Origin of the sequence: Lysobacter antibioticus, from assembly GCF_001442535.1 — a bacterium.
GTDB classification, from domain to species: domain Bacteria; phylum Pseudomonadota; class Gammaproteobacteria; order Xanthomonadales; family Xanthomonadaceae; genus Lysobacter; species Lysobacter antibioticus.
Genome location: NZ_CP013141.1, coordinates 4,818,803 through 4,840,006, shown reverse-complemented (window position 1 = coordinate 4,840,006; position 21,204 = coordinate 4,818,803). Strand labels below are relative to the sequence as shown.

Annotated in this window: 11 protein-coding genes and 1 pseudogene; 3 read left to right on the top strand and 9 right to left on the bottom strand. The window is 64.8% G+C overall.

The features are described 5' to 3' along the window. Positions 1 to 47: 47 nt before the first annotated feature. The 8 genes from GLA29479_RS19675 to GLA29479_RS19650 form a co-directional block, all read right to left on the bottom strand. The gene (locus GLA29479_RS19675) at positions 48 to 314 is read right to left on the bottom strand and encodes a hypothetical protein (protein ID WP_057972587.1); all 267 of its coding nucleotides are present in this window, start codon (positions 312 to 314) and stop codon (positions 48 to 50) included. 96 nt (positions 315 to 410) lie between these two features. Continuing rightward, positions 411 to 782 (bottom strand): hypothetical protein, encoded by a 372-nt coding sequence (locus GLA29479_RS24850; RefSeq protein WP_144436642.1) that lies wholly within the window; start codon positions 780 to 782, stop codon positions 411 to 413. Positions 783 to 785: 3 nt separating this feature from the next. Beyond that, positions 786 to 3,950 carry a hemagglutinin repeat-containing protein gene (locus tag GLA29479_RS19670; protein ID WP_345775659.1) on the bottom strand — a complete coding sequence of 1,055 codons (3,165 nt, stop codon included), beginning with the start codon at positions 3,948 to 3,950 and terminating at the stop codon, positions 786 to 788. Positions 3,951 to 3,964: 14 nt separating this feature from the next. After that, positions 3,965 to 4,240, bottom strand: a complete 276-nt coding sequence (locus GLA29479_RS19665) for a hypothetical protein (protein WP_144436641.1) — start codon at positions 4,238 to 4,240, stop codon at positions 3,965 to 3,967. 150 nt (positions 4,241 to 4,390) lie between these two features. Next, a complete protein-coding gene (locus GLA29479_RS24845) occupies positions 4,391 to 4,654 on the bottom strand; it encodes a DUF2384 domain-containing protein (protein WP_144436640.1) in 264 nt (87 codons plus the stop codon). Further along, entirely contained in the window at positions 4,651 to 15,084 is a 10,434-nt protein-coding gene (locus GLA29479_RS19660) for a two-partner secretion domain-containing protein (protein ID WP_057972584.1), read from the bottom strand. Before GLA29479_RS19660 ends, GLA29479_RS24845 begins: the two co-directional genes overlap by 4 nt. A gap of 90 nt (positions 15,085 to 15,174) precedes the next feature. After that, on the bottom strand, positions 15,175 to 16,893 hold the full coding sequence (locus GLA29479_RS19655) for a ShlB/FhaC/HecB family hemolysin secretion/activation protein (protein ID WP_144436639.1): 1,719 nt from the start codon (positions 16,891 to 16,893) through the stop codon (positions 15,175 to 15,177). Between the two features lie 774 nt (positions 16,894 to 17,667). Further along, a complete protein-coding gene (locus GLA29479_RS19650) occupies positions 17,668 to 18,684 on the bottom strand; it encodes a YeiH family protein (protein ID WP_282955886.1) in 1,017 nt (338 codons plus the stop codon). 157 nt (positions 18,685 to 18,841) lie between these two features. Between GLA29479_RS19650 and GLA29479_RS19645 the strand changes: the two genes are divergently transcribed. Next, positions 18,842 to 19,780 (top strand): LysR family transcriptional regulator, encoded by a 939-nt coding sequence (locus GLA29479_RS19645; protein ID WP_057972582.1) that lies wholly within the window; start codon positions 18,842 to 18,844, stop codon positions 19,778 to 19,780. 120 nt (positions 19,781 to 19,900) lie between these two features. Here GLA29479_RS19645 and GLA29479_RS19640 read toward each other — a convergent pair whose 3' ends face one another. After that, complete coding sequence (locus tag GLA29479_RS19640) at positions 19,901 to 20,239, bottom strand: P-II family nitrogen regulator (protein ID WP_031371341.1); 339 nt, start codon at positions 20,237 to 20,239, stop codon at positions 19,901 to 19,903. Between the two features lie 276 nt (positions 20,240 to 20,515). Between GLA29479_RS19640 and ubiK the strand changes: the two genes are divergently transcribed. Together ubiK and GLA29479_RS19630 are read left to right on the top strand one after the other, a co-directional pair. Beyond that, complete coding sequence (gene ubiK, locus GLA29479_RS19635; RefSeq protein WP_057919385.1) at positions 20,516 to 20,782, top strand: ubiquinone biosynthesis accessory factor UbiK; 267 nt, start codon at positions 20,516 to 20,518, stop codon at positions 20,780 to 20,782. Positions 20,783 to 20,790: 8 nt separating this feature from the next. Next, positions 20,791 to 21,204 (top strand): annotated as a pseudogene (locus GLA29479_RS19630) (magnesium chelatase domain-containing protein); the annotation flags it as partial.

Genomic DNA, 21,204 nt, shown 5'->3' with positions numbered 1-21,204 from the left:
CCTCCCATGCTGCCGCCTGGTCATATTCGAATGTCGGGATAGCTCTATCATATAGTTGAAATGAGCTCCACGTCGTCTATTGAACAAGCCTTTCGCAACTCCTTTACATAAGCCCCTGCGAGACACAGAGCCTCTTGAATTTCTTCTTGAGCAACCTTCTCCGAAATTTTAACGCCCAACCCCTGCTTCACGGCAAGGAAATTTCCGATCAACTCCTCGCCTTTAGGAAAATAGCGAAATACCGCCCGGGCTTGATCTTCGTCGAAAATCTGCTCAAAAAAGATCAAGGAAACGCGACTCATCAAATTGAGCACACCCCTCACAAAAATCCGTCCAGTCTTCGAGAACCTTATTCATGGTCGTCTTGTCTTCGGCAATTCTGGGAGCAGCGCGGGATCAATTTACAGGCCTCACTTACTTCCGGGCCAGGCAAAGACCTGTGAAAGTCCATTTTTTCCTAGAACTATCTTCCTCACACCCTGAAGAAAGAGCCCCCCCTGAGTATCACAACTCAAAATACCCTCCGCAATACAATCCAGACCAAAGTAGGAAAATTTCCCGCCTACCATCATCCCGAAAGTTTCATCGCTTGATAAGACCAAATCCGCAGCACTATCAGGAAGCGACACATGCATAGAAGAGTCCAAACTGTCTTTAATGAAACATTTCGGAGCAACGCCATTCGCTACTACCGAACAGAAGAACAGCCCCTTAATGCAACAGGAAAGTCCACCCTCCGGAATAACGATATCGACCAAATCTGAAATTATGTACGTATCCATTCCTCAATTCCTCGGCCCTATAAGAATAGCCTGCCCACTAAATCGCTTGATAAATTCCTGGACTGGAGTGAAATATTGACGACCCAACGCAGGATCTCGAATGGCAACAACTTGCTGGCCTTGACGGACCGTAACCCCATCAACGACTACGGCATGACCTCCACGATCCAACCTCATCGCCACCACTACAGGATCGCCGTTCGCCGTAGCTTTAGCCAAATCCTGCAAGGTCACTCTATTACTGAACCTAGCGGTAGTCATTCCCTGATTTCGCATTGCCTGGGCCATATCTCCAAGATAAGCTCCTTCTTCAGTAACTTTTGAATCGACAATAAGCTTACCTAGATCGAATGGCCTGCCCGCAGTATCTAGCACCATTGCACAGGAGTTCGGTCCACATGTCGGGACATTTCCCTGATCCATCACCCGCCGATCACCATTTCGCGGCAAACTGGAGCTTCTGGGATTGCCAGGCTCAAGCTGACGAACCAACGCCCCCTCGACGTTTTCAACTTTTCTAGCAGTTTCCCGAGCTAGGTCGTCGACTATATTAGAAGCAAACTTGCCGACTCCAGCGGTGAGGGAAATTGCAAGTCCAGACGTAAGAGCGGCATCCCCCATGCCGATTTCCATGCCGGCAATACCAAGCTCATTGCACAGCCCGAGCGAACTTAAGCACCGACTAACCAGACTGGTAAGTAGCGGTGCGGCTAGTGCCGCAGTAGCCCCGGCAGCACTCGTAGCCCCCATGAATAGGCCGACTTGGTCAGCGCTTCTGGAGCCCACATTGTCTGCCCAATCGAGCAGACTGCTGCCATAGATGTAACGTAAATCACCTTGGCTCAGCCCGGCAGATTGGAATGTGTTGTAAAGCTGTTGATAGGCATTGACGTCGCCCGCGAGCTGGTCACGAAACACCGTGTGATCCGTGTACCTTGCCGCATCAGGTTCCTCGAATCCCTTGCCCCAATCGAACTGTGGGCGGTTCTTGGTCAAGAACGACAGGGCGGCCTCGTCGACTTGATCTTCGATCGGCCGATGTTCGTTCAATCGTTGATTGAAAGTGGCGTCTACCTGAGCAGCAGCCTCCAGAATCAAACGACGCTTGGCCTCATCGACGGAGATACCGCCGGATTCAAAGGCGAACTGCGAAGCATGGGCGTTGATCCAGGCGATTTCGTCAGGATGCAACTGCCGGTTGTACTGATCCCCCGCCAGCGCCGCAGCGGCGCCGCTGCCGCCACCGATCAGGCCTCCCAACGCGGCGCTGCCGAGTTCCATCAGCATGTCGAAGGCGGCGCTGCCGTAGGCGATCTTGTGCTGCTCCAGGTACTCCGCCATCGCACCCTTGGCGCGCTCGACGCCTGCAGCGCCCAAGCCGGCGCCTAGCACGTCGCCACTGCCCAACACGGCCGCTGCGGCAGCGGTCATGCCGTGTAGCAGCGCTTTGTTCGTGCCCCCGTCGCTCCAACTATTCAGGCGTGCGGTGGCTGCGTCGATCGCCGACTGATCGCCGACGGCTTCTGCTGCCCGCAGATCAGCCACGGCGACTTGCTGCATTTTGTCGGCGAGCGTTCCACTCACCTGCATGCCGACCTGCAAGGCAGCGGCACCGGCCTCCATCTGCTCGCGGACCTGCCTCTCGTCGAAGATCGGCTTCAGCCCGGTCTGCTGCAGATCGGCGATGCTGCGGTCGAGCTTGGCGACGGCGCTGTCGTCGCCGCCACGGATGTCGATCGTGCCGGCACTGATGCCGCTGCGGGTGACGCTGCTGGCGTCTTCCTTCTGCGGCATGCTCAGGTTTGGCGAACCGCCATTGGTTCCGACCGTGCCGCCGAAGCTGGTGGCGCTGTACTTGGCGGAGTTCTGCAGATCGGTGGAGATCAACGCTTGCGTGCTGAGCCGGTTCTTGGCCGCATCGGCAGTGCTGGCGATGGCCGCGCCGGTCAAAGTCGTGGTGCCGCCGACCTCGATATCGAAACCGCCCTTGCCCGCGGCGATGCCGGTCTGCTCGGTGACGCTCTTGTAGTCGCTGTCGACCTTGCTCTGGTTGTAGCTAACGCTGGCGCTGCTGCCGAAGCCGACCACCACTTGGCCGCTGGCCGACTGGTCCTTGCTTTCGAAGCGGTCGGTGTCCTGCTGGCTGATCAGGTTCAAATCACCGCCGACGCGGGCGATGACCTGCTCGCCGCGTGCCTGCGCGCCTTGCAGGGTGGTATTGCCGCCGCTGCGCAGCACCAGCGTATTGGCCGCATCGACGGTCGTCTCGGCATGGGTGACGCTGTCGCCGTCGGCCTTGCCGCGGCTGGCGTTGGCTTCGACGTAGAAGCCCATGCCGCTCTGGCCGACCAGCACCCCGACACCACCGCCGCCGCTCTTGCTGGTCGAATGCTGACTGCTTGTTTCCTGCGCCGATTGCAGGGTCAGGTTACGCGCCGCATCCAGCAGTACGTTCTGGCCGGCGACATGGCTGCCGGTGACGGTCAGGTCGCCCTCGGTGGCGACGATGGCGACGTCGCCACCGCTGCGGATGTTGCTGCCTCGCTGGGTCGTCTCGTCGATCACGGTCTTGCCGCTCGCACTCTGGCTGCCGATGCCGAGCTTGAGGTTGACCGCTTCGTTCTGCGGGCTGCCCTGCGGCCCCACTTCGGAATGTGCTGCGTTCTTGCCGGGGTTATTAGCGGCCGCTTGATAGGCGTTATATCCCCCGCCCAGCGCGGTGGCGGCGTTCAATGCCCGAGTGCGGCTGTCGCCGCTTTCGTTCTTGCTCGCACGCTTGCCGGCTTGGTAGGCCCCCATCGCCGCGTTGACCGCGGTGCCGCTCAAGCTCAGTTCCAAACCCGATTGCTGGAACTTGGTCGTATAGGTCTGCTGCGACTGCTGCTCGGCCGCTTCGATCGCGACCTCCTTGCCGACGATGCTCGTGCCGGTCGCGGAAATTACGTCGCTGCCGCGGATCTTGACGTTCTGGCCGGCGACCAAGGTCACCTGGCCGTCGGTACTGCCCAGCACGGTGCCGACCGCTTCGGTCGCGGTCGAGCTTTGGGTCTGCGTCATGCTGCGGCTGCCGACCATGATGCCGACGCCGCCGGTGCCCATCAGGCCGGACTTCTTTTGGGTCTGGCTGTGCTCTTCGCTGTAGGTGGATTGCGCCGCATCGAGCGTCAGATTGCGGCTTAGCGTTACTGCTTAAATCCCAAATACATTTCGAGATCCCTGATCTGACCGACAGTACCTAGCAAATACTTTTTCGGCATTGCGACCCAGGCATCCCGACTGCTCTGCAGTAAAATCCCGCCAAAGTCGTTCGCCCCTATAACTAGCCGCGATGCCTTGAGCAGGGAGACGCAAGAAAAACTCTTCCCCAGCCGCTCATCCGTCGGGGTTGTATAGAACAGGCACATGAGGTCACCATTTATCCTGGCGCCTTGCAGCTCCATCTTGTCGCCAGGATTCAAGACGGCCTCGCCAGCAGCGTCGCCCAGTATTGAGAAAAAACCTCTGACCGGTGAAATTCCCTAAGAAAACTCTGATCCACACCAATAGCAGCACTTGCAATTATGAAGTCATCAAGAGTCATTTTTGCCCAAAACCATGAATACAGGGAACTACCACCATGGATTCGAGATAAGCACCCATCTCAACTTATCTTTCGCACTCTCACTGCTCAGCATGTCAATCGGCCTAGCCCCATCCAGCACCGGCACCGCTCTTTGCATCCATTCCAATGATTGGGAGCGAAGGCATGCCCAGATAGCCATCGCCAAATCTTTATCGGAAGTTAGTTGAAGAATCTTTCTCGTCGTTGGGTTATCCACCCATTCCGTAGCTATCGCCGCAACAAACCTATCCCAATCATCACGATCACTCATGGCTTGCCACCTTTTTTGTCCAGATCACGGAACGAAATTAAATTCACCCCGCCTACTTTTTGCGCAGACGGCGCGAGTATAGCCTCATACCCTTGGTCCCGCGCCCATGCACTCAACCTATGAGTTAAGGCATATGAGTCGCCTCCATGCGATGCATTCGTCAACATTTCCTTTGTTACGCCTAGCGCCTTTAGAGCCGCAGGATCGGTTAGATCTAATACATTCCGTACGACCACACCTTGCGAAACCAGAACTTTCCCCTCCAGAGCGGCATAGCTAGCCACCTCAGCAGCAGCTGTCTCCGCGGAGGTCCCGGCGTAGACAGCCCCAACACCAGGGGGAGAGTACCGATGGTTCTGAGCAACATTCCCTGGATATATACTCCATGTACTACCTGCGTATTCCGGCATCGTATATCGATAGACACCATCACTGAATGCTGAGTAATTATCCCCGGTATATGTACCCCTGACCCACGCATTTGCAGCAGCTTCAACGTTTACAAGGCGATTTACCGCGTACGCCTCTACCGCAGCCGGTGCCAATTGCGTTATGCCGTAAATTAATTCCGCGGCATTCGGCGACAGACCCAGTCCTTGCAGCGCCTGCCCACCCCAGGTGGATGCCGGCTTACCGCTCAACATAGTCTTAGATCCGGCGCGAGCATTGTCTAAGCCACCAAAGGTTAGATATGCCGCTGCCACACATCCAATACCCGTCTCGCAAGTAGGAACGAGTGCGAGGCCTCCAGCTGCTTCTAAGGCGCCACCGAACATCTGCAGTCCGCCCAGAGCTCTCGTACCAATTTGATAGCGCGAACTCCAATCCGACATTGCATCAGCATCGGTGTACGAAAACAGCGAATGCACCTCTTCCCATTTATGCCCCATGTAGTTGCGAGACATGGCAACTGCTTGTGCAGCCAACCAGTCACGGTCCACTTGGTACTCCGGCTTGTTACCTTCCGTTTCAATTGTCGCCCAGAATTGCTGCTCTGCAGATCCGGTGGTGTATTGAGCTGAGCACTTGACTAGCGCGCACGCAGCAGCCAATAGCTCGGCCTCACGCTTCGGATCGCCGTTAGCCAGATCTTTGATTCGCTCGATTTCGAAGGAATGCAGCTGTCGATTAAACAACTCGCCTGCCAAAGCCGTACTCGCCCCAGCACTTCCAGCCACCACTCCGCCAATCGCCACGCTCGCCAGTTGCAGATATCTATTGAATTCGACCGTACCTTCTTTGATACCCTCGCTTTCGAGTGCTTTCTTGATCGCCGGGAATGCCAGTTGATTCGCGGCTGCGCCGCTCATACCGGCGAGGACGTCGCCTCCACCCATTGCCGCAATGCCTGCGCCAATCACGCCGTGCAGGATCACCTTCTCTTTGCTGCCCTCTTGCCAACCCATACGCTGTGCCAGATCGCCCGCAGCTCTAAAGCCCACCTCACCAGCTATCTGCCCAAGCTCCATCTTCTCGTTGACTTTCTGCTCATCGAAAATCGACTTCAGGCCGCTCTGCTGCAGGGCGGTCACGCTGCGGTCGATGCTCGCCAACGCTGTCGCATCGCCATTACGCACCTCTACCGTACCGGCACTGATTCCACTGCGGGTCGTGTTGTGGCTGTCTTCGTTTTGCGGCACTCCCATGCCCGGGCTCATGCTGCCGCCACTTTTGGGCGCCGAGTAGACATTACTGCCGGCGGGTGCGCTGCCGGCTTGGCCGCCCGACGTGCTCAGGCTGACCGACATCGCCGAGTACTCGGCTTTGTTCTGGATGTCGGTGGCCGACAGGCTGTTCGTGCTCAGCCGGTTCTTGTCCGGCGTGGCCGTGCTGGCGATGGCAGCGCCGGTGAGCTTGGTGTGTTCACCGACTGTGATGTCGAAGCCGCCGGCACCGGCCTGAATGCCGGTCTGCTCCTTGACGCTGGCGTAATCGCTGTCGATCTTGCTCGCACTGGCCGAGGCACTACCGGTGAATCCGTAGCCAATGGTCATTTCGCCTTGGACGGAGGCGCTTCGGTTCTTGTAGGTGTCGGTGTCCTGCTCGCTAGTCAGGGTCAGGTTGCGACCGACGTCGCCGATCACCGTCTCAGCGGCCAGTTGTGCACCTTTCAAAGTGGTATCGCGACCGCTGCTGAAGCTCAACGTATCGCGGGCCTTGATCTGGCTTTCGTTGTGGCTGACGCCTTCACCATCGCCCTTACCACGCGATGCGTTGGCCGACAGGTACAGACCGGCCGCGGCGCCACCGCCGCTGTCGGCGCTGATCGCTACGCCGATTTCGCCACCTTGCGACTTGCTACGAGATTCGCTCTCATAACGATTCTGGCTGCTGCTGATATTAAGGTCGCGAGCGGCCGCCAGCGCCACGTTCTGGCCTTCGATCGCACTCCCTTGAATATTCAGATCCCCGCCGTTGCCCTGGCCATCGCCGGTCGCGACGATGGCGATGTCGCCGCCGCTCGTGAGGCTGCTGCCGCGCTGCGTAACTTCGTGGACGACGGTCTTGCTGTCCGAACTCTGACTACCTACCGTGATGCGTACATTGACACCGCCTGACGCGCTCGATGTCCCCGACTGGATGCCCTTCACACCGTACGCGGTGTCTTTGGCGGCATACGCCGCCTGTGCGGCATACAGCCCCGCGAGTCGATCGTCTTTCACTTCGCTGCCGCGCTTGACCGCTCTGTAGGCGCCCAGGGCGCTGTCGACGACGCCGCCACCGATCGCGATGTTCAAACCCGATTGCTTGAAGTAGCTGCTTTCGGTCATGTCCGATGTCTGCTCGACCGAGGCGATCGTGACGTTCTGGCCGATGATCTGGATGCCGGCCGCGCTGATCACGTCGCTCCCGCGCACCGTCAGATCGTGCCCGGCCGCCAAGGTGACATTGCCGTCCAGACTGCCGACCACGCTGCCGACTGCGGAGGTTTGTTTCAGTTCGGACGATTGCCCCTGCTTGCGGCTGCCGATGGTGACGCCGATGCCGCTGCCCATGCCGCTCATCAACCCCGACTTCTTCTTGTCGACGGTGAACAACTCGCTGTGCGTCGATTCGGCTGCATCCAAGGTCAGGTCGCGACCCGCCGCGATGACGACATCGCCGGTGCCGACGACTTGCGCCCCTCGTCCAGCCACATCGCGACCAGCTTGGATCACCACTCTCTCTCCGCTCAGCATGGTGCCGATGGCGTTGGTGTCGTGAACTTCGGTATGGGTCTTGGTCGTGGTGCTGTTGAGGAAGCCCTTCTTCTTCGAAGTACTGTCTTCGACCAGGCTATGGCTTTCCTTCCCTGCCAACAAATTCACGTCGCGAACGGCCGATACGACGACGGCGCCCGCATCGCTGCGCACGGTTGCTGCAGTCAAGGCGATGTCCCGTCGAGCCAACAGTGCAACGTCGCCATCGGACCTGATCGTCGTGCCGTGCAAGGTCTCATCGACCGTCCGGCTGGTAGTCCTGGTCTTTCCGGCATTGATATCGCGGTCACTGATATCGGTCGTCGTAAGAATCGTGCTGACGATGTCGCGTCCCGCAACCACAGCCGCCGACTTCCCGGCTTCCAGTTGCGCCGCGGTCAGTTGGACGTCGCGGCCGCCCGAGAGCACGAGGTTGCCGCCGGCGCTGACGCTGGCCACATCCAGCGACTGCTTGGTATCGCGGTTCTTGCCGAAGCCGGTGGTCGTGGTGTCGCCGACGCGCGAGGCGATGCTGAGGTCGCGGCCGGCGCTCAGGGCGGCGTCGCCGGCGCTGCGCACTTGGGCGGCGCCGAGCACGGACAGGTCGCGACCGGCGCTGGCGAGCAGCACGCCGTTCGGGTTGCTGACGTACAAGCCGGCGAGGCGATCGGGGGCGTAGTCCTTGGTGCCTTCGACGATCAGGTCGCGGCCGGCGCTGACGACCAGGCGGTCAGTGCCCTGGATGACGCCGCCGCGGTTGATCAGGTCGCGTTGCGCGCGCACGGCGACGTCGCCGCCCTGGATCAGGCCGCCGAGGTTGCTGATGTTTTGCGCGGTGATCGCGACCGCGGTGCGGCCGGCGATGCGGCCGCCGTTGACCAGGTCGCCCTGCAGTTTGAGCCGGGTGGCGTCGCCGGCCAGCAGGGTGCCGTCGCGGTGCAGGTCGCCGTTGCGCACGCGCACGTACACCTGCGGCGCCAGCACGGTGGTGCGCGTGCCGTCGGGCAAGGTGACGGTCTGCTCGACCAGCCAGACGATGTCGCTGGTCAGTTGCGCCATCTGCGCCGCGGTCAGGGCGATGCCCGGGCGCAGGCCGAACTGCTGCGCGAACAGGGCGCCGGAGTTCATCAAGGCGCGGAACTGGTCTTCGTCGCTGGCGTAGCCGTCGAGGAAACGGCGGCCGGTGAGCTGGGCGATCTGGTCGCGGACCAGGCGTTGCTCGTAATAGCCGTCGCCCAGGCGCTTGTGCTGGTTCGCCGGGTCGGCGCCGAGCAAGCCGAGCAGATAGTCCGAACCGAGCCAGTTGCGGTAGTTGGCGAAACGCGAATCGGTTTCGACCAGGTAGCCGCCGCCGTTAAGGGTAAGACGGAACAGGCTGCTGCTCGGTAAGCCGAAGTTCGCCGGCAAGGTGCGGATGGTCGCGGGCGCATTCGCCGCGCCGCCGGCCACCGCGCCGCCCGACGCGCCCGAGGCGTTCGACGCCGGGCTGGCGGCGACTTCGATCGCGGCGGCACCGGGCTGCAGCACGAAGCTGCTGCCGCCGCCGGCATTGCTCGCCGAGCCTGCATTGAGGTTGAGCAGCACCGACGGGTCGACCACGCCGGGCGCATTGCGACCGAGGTTGAGGTTGCTGAGGTCGCCGGTGTCGATCGTCAGGGTGCCGTTGCTGGTGATCGAGCCGCCGAGTTGGCCGATCTGCTCGGACAAGGATGGGTTGGACCAGGCGCGGGTGGTGCCGTTGTAGCCGTGGCTGACGTTGTTGAAGTCGTAGCTGCGATATAGCGTCTGGCCGATGTTGGTGACCTGGCTGGCGCCGCCGTGGCCGGTGATGGAGAGATCGCCGCCGGCGGCGATCTGGCCGTAGCGGTTGGTCAGATCGTCGACACGCAACGACATCGCGCCGCCCGAGCGGATCACCGCGTCGCTGCCGATGCCCGGTGCGATCGTGTCCTCGGTGACGGTCTGGGTGGCGATGCGGTATTCCTCGTTGTCGCCGAGACTGCCGCCGCCGGTGCCCTGCGGCACCAGCAGGGTGTGGTCGGGGTCGTCGTAGTCGTACGAGGTCCACAACTGCACGCAGTTGCTGGTGCAGGTGCCGTAGGCGTTGGAGTACGCCAGGTTATCGCTCTGGTAGACGAACCCCGGCGAACCCGGCTGCGGCTGCGACAGTTCGGCGAAGGGATCGTCGCTGCCGCCCTGGTCGGGATTGGACTGCGCGTCCTGGCGGCCGATGTAGTAGATCGTCACCGTGCCGTCGACGCCGCCCAGGCGCGAGCGCTCGCCGAGCGCGGCGTACATGCCGCCGCGGGCGAAGTAGTAGGCGCTGGTCTGCGCGGTCAGCCGCACCACCGCCTTGCGCAGCATGACCCCATCCGGGGTGATGTAGGGCGTGTCCGACAAGATGTCGTTCGGGTCGAGGTAATACACCTCATAAGCGGTGTAGTTGCTGCTGCTGCGGATGTCGAGGGTGGCGTTGCTGCCGTTGTTGCGCCATTGCGGCTGGTCCAGGCGCACCGGTGCGCGAGTCGCGGTGGACTGAGTGATCGAGACGTTCTCGCGCACGTTGGCAATGGCGGTGGCGTCGATCGACAGCGCGCCCGCGACATCGATGATCGCGCTGGTGTTGTTGACCGCGTTGGCGGTGCCGGTGGCGAGGCCGGCGCCGTCGAGCGCGCCACCGATGGCGGCGTCGCCGCCGCTGTAGATCAGGCCTTCGCGGCGGTTGTTGAGTACGCCGGCACCGATGTCGAGGCGCTCGCGCGCGGCGATGGTGCCGGCGCGGGTGACACCGGCGATGGTCTCCTCCAGGTTGTTGATCTCGCCGGCACCGAGGGCGAGATGGTCGCCGTAGAGGCGGCCGGTGCCAAGGTTGTCGATGCGCGCCGCGTCGATGCGGGTGTCGGCGCTGTCGATCAGACCGCGATTGGTCACGGTGGTGGCGACGCTGATGTGCGCACTGCCGCCGGCAGCGCTGATCTCGCCGCTGGCGGTATTGTCGAGCGCGTTCGCGCTCAGTGCCAGATCGCCGCCGGCGCCGATCTTGCCGGCGTTACGCAGGTCGCCCTGGGTCGATAGCGACAAGTCCCGATTGGCCAGGATCGTGCCCTGATGGTCGAAACCGTCGACGAGCGCGATCGTCGCATCCAGACCCGACTGCAGACTGCCGATGCCGTCGAGACGCTTGAGTTGCAGGGTCAGCAGTTCGCCGGCGGCGATGCTGCCGCCGTTGTTGTCGAGGGTGCGGGTATTGCCGGCATCGCGGATGTCGACCGTGCCGCCGGCGCTGATCTGGCCGCCGACGTTGGCGACCGCGCCGCTGCCTTGCAGCAGCAAGGTCTGGTCGGCGCTGAGCACGCCGGCCGAGTTGTCGACGCTGTCGGCACTGACCGTGACATTGCCGCCGACCACGCCCTGGTTGGCGCCGAGGGTGTTGCGATTGTCCAGGCTGGCCGCGCTCAGGCTCAACTGCGCCGCCGAGCCGATCAAGCCGGTCTGGTTGTCGATGAGGCCGGCACCGGCATCGAGGCGGGTATCGCCCAGCGCCTGGATCTGGCCGCCGCGGTTGTCGATGCCGCCGGCCGTGAGCGTCAGCGTGTCGCGGCCACCGATCTGGCCGCGGTTGACGATGCTCGTGGCCTGCAGCGTGGCGGCGCCGCCGGCATAGACGGTGCCGGCGCTGTTGCTGAGCGCGCCCGCGCTTACCTGCAAGATGCCGCCGCTGCTGATGCCCTTGTCGCTGCCGCTGTTGGCGTTGTTGAGCGCTTGACCGCGGGTGTCGATGGCCAACGCGGTGCCGGCATGGATCAGGCCGGCGTCGTTGCTCAAGGCGCCGCTGTCGATACGCAGCGTCTGCGCGCCGGCGATGCGGCCGCCGTCGTTGTCGAGTGCGCCGTTGCCGGCATCGATCGCGACCGTGGCGCCGGCGATGTCGCCACCGCTGTTGTCCAGGCCCTGCGAATTCAGGTTGATCGCGGTACCCGACTGGATTCGCCCGCCGATGTTGGAGAAGGCGCCGGCGATGTCGAGTGCGACCGCGTCGTCGATCGAAGCCAGCACGCCGCTGTCGTTGTCCAGGCTGGCCGCGGCGATGCCGAGCGCCTGTTGGGCGACGATGCTGCCGGCGCTGTTGTCGAGCGCACCGGCGACCGACAGTGCGGCCGTCGCGCCGCTCTGTATCTGGCCCTGGCGGTTGTCGAGCGCGCCGGTGGTGACCTGCATCGCGGTGGTGCTGGCGATCAAGCCAGCCTGGTTGCCGAGGTTACCCGCCTGCACCTGCAGATCGCCGCCACTGGCGATGCGGCCGGCGGCGTTGTCGAGCGTAGCTTGCACGTCGAGCAGCGCGCTTTCGCCGGCGCTGAGCTTGCCGCCGGCGGTGATCAGGTCGACCGCCTGCAAGTCGACGCGTTGGCCGTAAGTGTCGCCGCCGCGCAGATCGACCGATTGCGCGTCGATGTTCAGCTGACCGTTGCTGGCGATCTTGCCGCCGGCGCCGTCGATGGCGACGGCCTGCACAGCGAGCGTGCCGGTGCCGGCGTGCTCGATCGTGCCGCCGCGATTGAGCAGGGTGGTGGCCTGCACACGCGTGTCGCCGCTCGCCGCGATGCGGCCCTGGTTGTTGTCGAGGCTGTCGCGGATGCTGAGCGTTGCGGTATCGCCGGCCTGCATCGTGCCGCCGGCGTGATTCAGCGCGCCGGCCTGAATGCCGATCTGGCGCGCATAGGTCTGGCCACCGCTGAGATCGACAGCGCCGCCGCGCAGGTCCAATACGCCGTTGCCGCCGATGGTGCCGCCGGCACCGTTCAAAGTGGCTGCTTGGATCGCCAGCGTACCGGTGCCGGCATGTTCGATCGTGCCGGCTTGGTTATCGAGCAGGGCGGTGCTCAGCGTGGTGTCGCCGTTGCTGGCGATGCGGCCGCCGGCGTTGTCGAGCGTGCTCGACGCCGCGATCGCCAAGCTGCTGGCCGATTGCAAGCTGCCGCGCGCGGTCGACAAGGTGTCGACGACGATGTCGACGCTGCGCGCGAAGGTGGTGCCGGCGCTGAGATCGACGTTCTGGCCGCGCAGCAGCAGGCTGCCGTTGCTGCCGATGGTGCCGCCCGCCCCCTGCACGCTACCGGCTTGAATCGAAGTCGTGCCGCTGCCGGCCGAGTGCAGCGTGCCGCCGGCATTGCCGAGGCTGTCGGTGACGATGCTCAGGTCGCCCTGGGTCGCGACCTTACCGCCGTCGTTGTCGAGCCGGCTGGCGACCGTGAACGAGCCGGCAGCACCGGACTGGATCGTGCCGCCGCGGTTGTCGAACTGACTGGCGGCGACGTTCAGGCTGTTCGCGCTCAATGTCGCGCCGCGGTGATCAACGACGCCCGCCGTGAGCTGCAGCGCACCGGCCGTGGCGATCTGCCCGCCGGGGCCGCGCAAATCGCCCGTGTTCAACCCCATACCGGCGCTGCCGGCGTGCTCGATCCGGCCTTGTTCGTTGATCAGGCTGCCGGCGTCGAGCTGGAACTGCGCGGCATTCGTCGCCAAACGGCCGTAGCTGTTATCGAGCAAGCCCGCGACCTGCCAGTGAACGGCATCGCTGCCGCCGTGCAGCAACTCGCCGCTGCGGTTGCTGAAGGTCTGTGCGTTGAGGCCGAGCGCACCGCCGACACTGAGGCGGCCGGCATCGTTGGCGAGCGTGCCGAGTTGCAGTTGCGCGCCGCCCTGCACCGCCAGGGTGCCGCCGCGATTGCTGAGGTCGCCGGCCGCGACGGTCAACGAGGCCAGGCCGAGTTCGCCGCCGTCGTTGTTCAAACCGCTGTTCGTGTTCAAAGCGATGCCGCTGGCGGCGACGATCGCGCCGGCGTCGTTGTTCAACAGCCCGCCGATGCGCAGCACACCGTCGGCCAGCGGCACGACCGGCGGCGGTGCCACCGTCGGTGCGCTGGGATCGCTCGGCGGCGCCGTGCCGCTGCCGCCGCCCGCGCCCGTGCCGCCGGAGCCCGTGGAACCGCCGCCACCAGCGGACAGCTCGGCGAGGCCGATACGGCCGCCATCGCGATTGCTCAGCGCGCCGGCATCCAATCGCAGGGCCTGCAGCCCGGTCTGTTCGATCGAACCTTCGCGATTGACCAGGCTCTGCGCGCTGAGGTCGAGGCGGCGCGCGTTGAGCGTGCCGCCGCTGTTGTCCAGGTCCTGCGCGGTGCCGATGCGCAGTTCCTGACCGGCGCTGATCGTGCCGGCATTGGCGACGCCGCCGCTGAGGTCGAATGCGGCATTGCTCTGCGCCTGGATCTGGCCACTGTTGCTGAGCCGGCCGTCGGCGCTGAGAGTCAGTTCGCCCGCCTGCGCGCCGATCGCGCCGGCATTGCGCACGCCCAGGCCGTGCTCGGTGCCGATCAGGGCGATCTTGCCGGCATACATGCCGCCGAGCGCGCCGACATCGAGAGCGAACGCAGGCGTCGCACCGCCGCCTTGCCCGGCCACGATGCTCGCGTGGTCGGCACTGACCGTGTTGGCGCCGGCGGTGACCCGCAACTGCTGCGCCCAGACCCCGGCGTTGACCTCCAGCGAGCGCGCGATCAGGTCGGTGTAGTCGGTGGCACTCGCATCGAGACCGGCGCCGCCGATACGGATCGCGCCGGCTTCGACGCGATAGCCGTCGAGATTGCCGCTGGCGAGCATCGGCGCGCCGGTGGTCAGGGTCGCGCGGCTGGTGTTGATGAAGCCGCCGCCGTCGACCTGGATGCCGGCCGGATTGGCGATCACCACCTCGGCGCGCGGCCCGGCGACTTCGACGTAGCCGTTCAAATGACTGGGATTGGCGCTGTTGACCTCGTTGAGGATGACCCGCGCGCCGCCGCCGGCGAGCCAGGGGTTGCCCTGCACCCAGCCGCCGAGTTGGGTCTGCACATTGCTGCGCGAGTTGTTGAGGATCGCGCCTTCGCGATTCACATCGAACTGGCTGTAGGTGTTGCGCGACACGCCCGCCGCGCTCGGCGTCTGGATATTGACCAGCGGCACGCCGTTCGGTGCCTGCAGTACGGTCGGCCGCTGATTGCCTGGCGCATTCGGGTCGGCCACCACCTGGGCGAAGGCCGGCAAGGTCGTCGCGAAGCCCATCGCTATCCACAACGCGCAGGTCATCGACCGCAGGCCCGGCGCAGCGGCACGGCCACCGCCGGCGCTGCCGCCGCTCGGCGAGCGCACCAGTTCCGAGGCGACTTGCCAGACGCCGAGGGCGCAATTGAAGACCAGACGGTAGATGCGGTTCATGACGTGCTTCCTTGGCTGCGGTGCTGCGTAGATCAGGGGAAAGTCGACCGCCTTCGCCGCGCAGGCCTGCGCGACGCGACGGCTTGCCGGTCAGTACGACCAGGCGAGGTTGAAACCGGCGGTGGTGTAAGCAGTGGGATATCCGCGCGGTGCCGACAGGGGCGCGCCGACGAAGCCGTCCCAACTCAGCCGCCGCCAACGCCCGCGCAGGCCGAGCACGGCACCGGCGAGGTGGTCCCCGGATTGCCACGCCGCGCTGGGGCCGCCGATGTGACCGTAGTCGGCGCCGAGGTAGGCCTCGTGGGCGCCACCCAGCGACCAGGCGAATTCGTTGCGCAACAGCCAGCCGCGTTCGCCGCTCAGAGCGACCTCGCCGTCGAAGCCGCGCACGGTGTAGCGCCCGCCGATCGCGAAGCGGTCCTGCGGCACCAACGGCGTGCGGTTCCACTGCCCGCGCCAGCTGCCGGTGTAACGCAGGCGCTGTTCGCCGATCTGCCACGGCACGCTCAGCTGCAACTCGGCGGCGATCAGCTTCATGCGCGAGGTGCCTTCGCCGAACGGCTGCTCCGGCGCGGGCAGCGCATCGAAGGCGCCGGTGCCGCGCCGATAGGACAGGTTGGCGTCGACGATGGCCTTGCCGATGAAGCGCTTGTAGGTCAAGCCCGCTTCCCAACCGGCATTGCGCCGGCGCTGCACTTCGATCTCGGTGTCGTCGATGAAGTTGTCGGACTGGCGCCACCAGCCGCGCGCGTACACGCCGAACTTGCTGTGGGCATTGCGGAACAACAGCCGCGCCACGCGCAGTTCGGCGTTTTGGCTGGAGCCGCTGTAGCGGTAGTCCTGGCTGGCACCGGCCACGGTCTGGCGATAGTCGTAGCCGCTCGCGGTCGCGCCCAGCATCCAGTAGCCGAACGGCAAGTCGTAGTGCGCGGTCCAACTGGACGTGCCCTTGCCGCTGCCGTTGAAGACGCTGTGGCCGAGGTTGACGTAGAACAAGTCGTTCCAGGCCAGGCCGTGGTCGATCGACAGGGTCGCGTTCGCCTGCAGCTTGCCGGTAGCCTCGCTGCCGGCGTCGTCCAGGCCCAGATTGGCCCGGAACGGCGAACGCTGTTGCCAGGCGACGACCAAGTCGCTCTGGCCGGGCGCGGCGTTTGCCGCGGCCGTCGGCGCGATCTGGATGTCCGCGGTCACCGTGGGAACGCGCTGGAAGTTCTCCAGGCCTTGCTCGATGTCGCGCAGATTCAGCAACTCGCCCGGCTGCGCCGGCACGGCGTTCGACAGCCTGGCGCGCGGGCCGCTGCCGTCGGAGAAACGCAGTGCGCTGACCCGTCCCGGCACCACGGTCAAGGCCAGGATGCCGCTGCTGAGGTCCTGCGGCGGCGCCAACACGCGGGTGGTGACGTAGCCGCGAGCGATGATCGCGTTCTGTACCCGCTTCATCAGCACGTTGACGCCTTGGACACCGAGGCAACGCCCCGCCCATCCATCGGAGTCGCCATCGGCCGCCTTCAGCGCCCATCGAAAATGCGACGCCTGCTCGCCTGCGAGCCGCAATTCGCGAATCGGGAAACACGGCGACTCGTCGGCAGGTAAACGCTCGGCGACCGAGTCGGTGCGCTTATCCAGGCGCACGTCCGGCCGCGTCTCCTGCTGTTCGCGCAAAGCGCGCTCGCGCTCGCGTTGGCGCGAAAGTTCGCGCTCGGCCGGGTCGGAGGTTTGCGCGCCCGCCGTAGCCACTGCGCCGCTCAACAAACATGCGAACCACAGGCGCGACGGCCGCTGACGGCCCGGAGATTCTTGCGACTTCACTGCACCGCTCCCGTTGCTTCAGATAGGCCTGGCCCCGTTCGTCGCGCACGCGAAAACGATGCGCGGGGACCGACGCAATGGAATCGACAGAGATCGCGAGGGGTTATGACGCCGGCCGTTGCGGCGCGACAGGTGCGCGACCGCGCGCTACGAATACGCTTGCGCTGTTCGTATTGCGCCTGACAGCCCGGCCATACGGGCCAAGACGCAGTAGCACACTTCATCCATTGATCGATCCGCTCCATATTCCTAACTGCGTCACAAATTTCGTGCCAGCCGTGGAGCGGTAACCATGGACAGCCCGTTCGCTCTTGAGCGCTAAAAAGCACACTTGACGCCACTGCCGGATAGTTGACGCGACGCGTCACCTGCTGACCCAGCTCGACCTCGAATCGAATAGAACTGAACGATGCGAGTGTTATTCAGCACATTTCGAGCAGCACGCTGGCGATCTCGCCGTATGCGATTCGATCGCGGCTTTCATCGTCGTCGAGATGCGTCGCCAACTTCGTCGCGGATGCGCGAGCCGATTTCGTCTGGATGCAGACGGCGAGAGTGCAGGGACGACGGAAACCACGGAGCCTCGCGCAGGCATGGCCGCACCTGGGCACTCGGGACGCAGTCAGGCCACGCTTATCCGAACGTTTGCGTCGGCAGCGTCGGATCGAGACCGATCGAAGCCGGCCTCGACCAGGCGAATGTCTTCAGCCGCGACGAACACAGCGGCGACACGCGCATGCACGATCGCATGCGTGTATCGGCTCGACATGAGGGTCAGCCCGCGCCACCGAACAGCTTCGCCACGCCGACGTTCAAGCCGTAACCGCCGATGGTCAGCACGCCGAACAGCACCGCCGCGAGCAGCATCGGCTTCGGGCCGGCCTGGCGGATCGCGCCGACGTGAGTACGCAGGCCCAGTGCGGCCATCGCCATCGCCAACAGCACGGTGTCGATCTGCACGATCGCCGCCTTCCACGGCGCCGGCAACAACTGCAGCGAGTTGAAGCCGCTGACCGCGACGAACCAGAGCGCGAACCACGGCACGACGATCTTCGACTTGGCCGCGCCCGGCGCGGCGCCCATCCGCGACGACAGCAGCAACAGGAACGGCGCCAACAGCATCACCCGCAGCATCTTCTCGATCACCGCCGCCGAGGCGGCCGACTCGCCGACCGCGCGGCCGGCGACGACGACCTGGGCGACTTCGTGGATGGTCGAGCCGGCATACACGCCGTAAGCGTGTTCGCTGAGGCCGAGATAGGGGTACAGCATCGGATAGACGAACATGCCGAGCGTGCCGAACACCACCACGGTGGCGACCGCGACCGACACCTTGTGCGCCTGTGCGCGCACCACCGGCTCGGCCGCCATCACCGCTGCCGCGCCGCAGATGGCGCTGCCGGCGCCGATCAGCATCGAGGTCTCGCGATCGAGCTTGAGCCAACGCGTGCCCAGCCAGGTCGCCAGGCCGAACACACCGGCCACCACGACCGCGTCGATCGCCAGGCCGGCCACGCCGACCCCGGCGATCTCCTGGAAGGTCACGCGGAAGCCGTACAGCACGATGCCGAGCCGCAGCAGCGTGCCCTTGCTGAAATCCACACCGCTGCCGGCGGCGGCCGCGAACGCGGGGAAAGCGGTATTGCCGACGGCGATGCCGAGCACGATGGCCAAGGTCAGTGCGCTCAAGCCCCAGGCCTGCAGGGCCGGCAGCGAGGCCAGCGCCATCGCCGCGCCCGCGATCGCCGCCGCCAGCGCCAACCCGGGCCAGAACCCCCGCGAGCGGGTCAGACCCGGTTGCGGGGAGGCGGCGGACGAAGACGGGTTCAGGACGGACACGGCAGGGGACTCCAGGGTGGCGGCGGATCGACAGCGGCGCCAAGGTAGGCCCGCGCACCCGGGGAGTCCAATACATATAATTCAAACATCTATGAATTGAGCTCATGCCATGAACCTGCACCTGCTGCGCGTGTTCCTGACCGTGGTCGAACAGCAGAGCTTTTCGCGCGCGGCCGAGGCCTTGTTCGTCAGCCAGTCGGCGGTGTCGAAGGCGGTGCGCGAGCTCGAACACCAGCTCGACCTGCCCCTGATCGAACGCAGCGGCGCCGAAGCCAAGGCGGTGCGCGGGGTGCAGCTGACCGATCACGGCTCTGCGGTGTTCGAGCACGCGCGGGCGATCTTCGCCCTGGAACGTATCGCCAGCGAAGACGTGCGCGATCGCGTCGAACTGCGCCAGGGCAGTCTGCGCATCGGCGCCAGCACCACCGTCGCGGCGTATTGGCTGCCGCAGAGCCTCGGCCCGTTCGTCCGGCGCCATGCCGGGCTGACGGTGGAATTGGTGGTCGGCAACACCGAGCAGATCAGCCGCGCGGTGGTCGATTGCCGGGTCGACGTCGGTTTCGTCGAAGGCGCGGTCGAGGATGCGCGCATCCAGTCCAGCCTGTGGCGCAGCGAGCCGTTGCGCCTGGTCGCCGCCACCGACAGCACGCTGGGCGCCAAGCGCCGCCCCTCGCTCGCCGAGCTCTCGCGCCAGACCTGGTTGGTGCGCGAACAGGGCTCGGGCACGCGCCAAGTCGCGCAGTCGCTGTTCGCCGCGCGCGGCATCGAGCCGACGCGGGTGATCGAGATCGGCAGCAACGAAGCGATCGCGTACGCCGTCGCCGCCGACGCCGGCATCGCCTTGTTGCCGGAAACCGTGGTCGCCGACCTGGTGACGATGCGGCGCGTGCGCACGATCAAGCTCGACGAAGACGCATCGATGACGCGCCCGCTCTATCGTCTGGAACTGGTCAATCGCCCGCGCGCTCCGGCGCTGCAGACCTTTCTCGATCAGGGCGAGGCCGCCGCCGCATCGACGCAGGCGCGCCGGCCCGTTCGAGGCCGCTAAGCTCGGGCTTGAACGATCGTCGCTGCATTCATGCCCGGGCCGCGTTCACGGCCCAGGCGGCATTCGCGGCCGCGGCGGCCGCAGGATCGGGCCGCGCCGGCAGCGCCGGCCGGCGTTCGATCAAAGCGCGTCGCCGTCCATCTCGCCGGTGCGGATGCGCACCGCGCGTTCGAGGTCCCAGACGAAGATCTTGCCGTCGCCGATCTTGCCGGTGCCGGCCGCCTTCATGATCGCCTCGACCACGGTGTCGACCTGATCGTCGGTCACCGCGACTTCCAGCTTGATCTTGGGCAGGAAATCGACCACGTACTCGGCCCCGCGGTACAGCTCGGTATGCCCCTTCTGGCGCCCGAAGCCCTTGACCTCGGTCGCGGTGATGCCGGCCACGCCGGCCTCGGCCAGCGCCTCGCGCACGTCGTCGAGCTTGAACGGCTTGATCACCGCCATGACCATCTTCATCGTCGATCTCCTTGCAATCCCGCGCAGGATAACGTGCCAGGCGGTCGCGACCTAGGTCCGACGCGGGTCACGCCGCTCGTCGGACGCCGTTCACACCGCCTCCGCGTGCTCCGTTGGACGATGAGGACAAAGCGCTTGCGGGCCTCGCGGGCGCCGTGATGTAGTGACCGCGTCATCCACTTCGGACTTTTCCGACAACCCGCCACGGCCCCGGCCGACGGCGAGGTCCCGGTCCGGCGGTCAAGCTGACCCCATTGCCGGAGGAGCTTTCCCCACATGATCGACCTGAACTACATCGACGACCTCGCCCGCCGCCTCAGCTCTCTGGTTCCCGCCGGCTTGCGCGAAGGCCGCGAGGAAATGCAACAGAACTTCAAGTCCGTACTCCAGACCGGCCTGTCCAAGCTCGAGCTGGTCACCCGCGAGGAATTCGAAGTCCAGCGCGCGGTATTGCTGCGTACCCGCGAGAAGCTCGACGAACTCCAGCGCACCGTCGCCGAGCTCGAAGCGCAACTCGACAACGCTTCCACGCCCCAGCACTGAGCCCCGCCATGAACCTGGCACTCGTGCACAGCCGTGCGCGATCGGGCGTCCGTGCGCCCGCGGTCCGGGTCGAGGTCCACCTCGGCGGCGGCTTGCCGAGCATGTCGATCGTCGGCCTGCCCGAAGCGGCGGTGCGCGAAGCCAAGGACCGCGTCCGTGCCGCGATCCAATGCGCGCAGTTCGAATTTCCGCAGCGGCGCATCACCGTCAACCTGGCCCCAGCCGACCTGCCCAAGGACGGCGGCCGCTACGACCTCGCCATCGCCCTGGGCATCCTCGCCGCGAGCGGGCAGATCCCGTTGGAAGCGCTCAACGAGTACGAGTTCCTCGGCGAACTCGGCCTGACCGGCGAGCTGCGCGCCATCGACGGCGTGCTGCCGGCCGCGCTCGCGGTCGCCGCGCTCGGGCGCCGCCTGATCGTG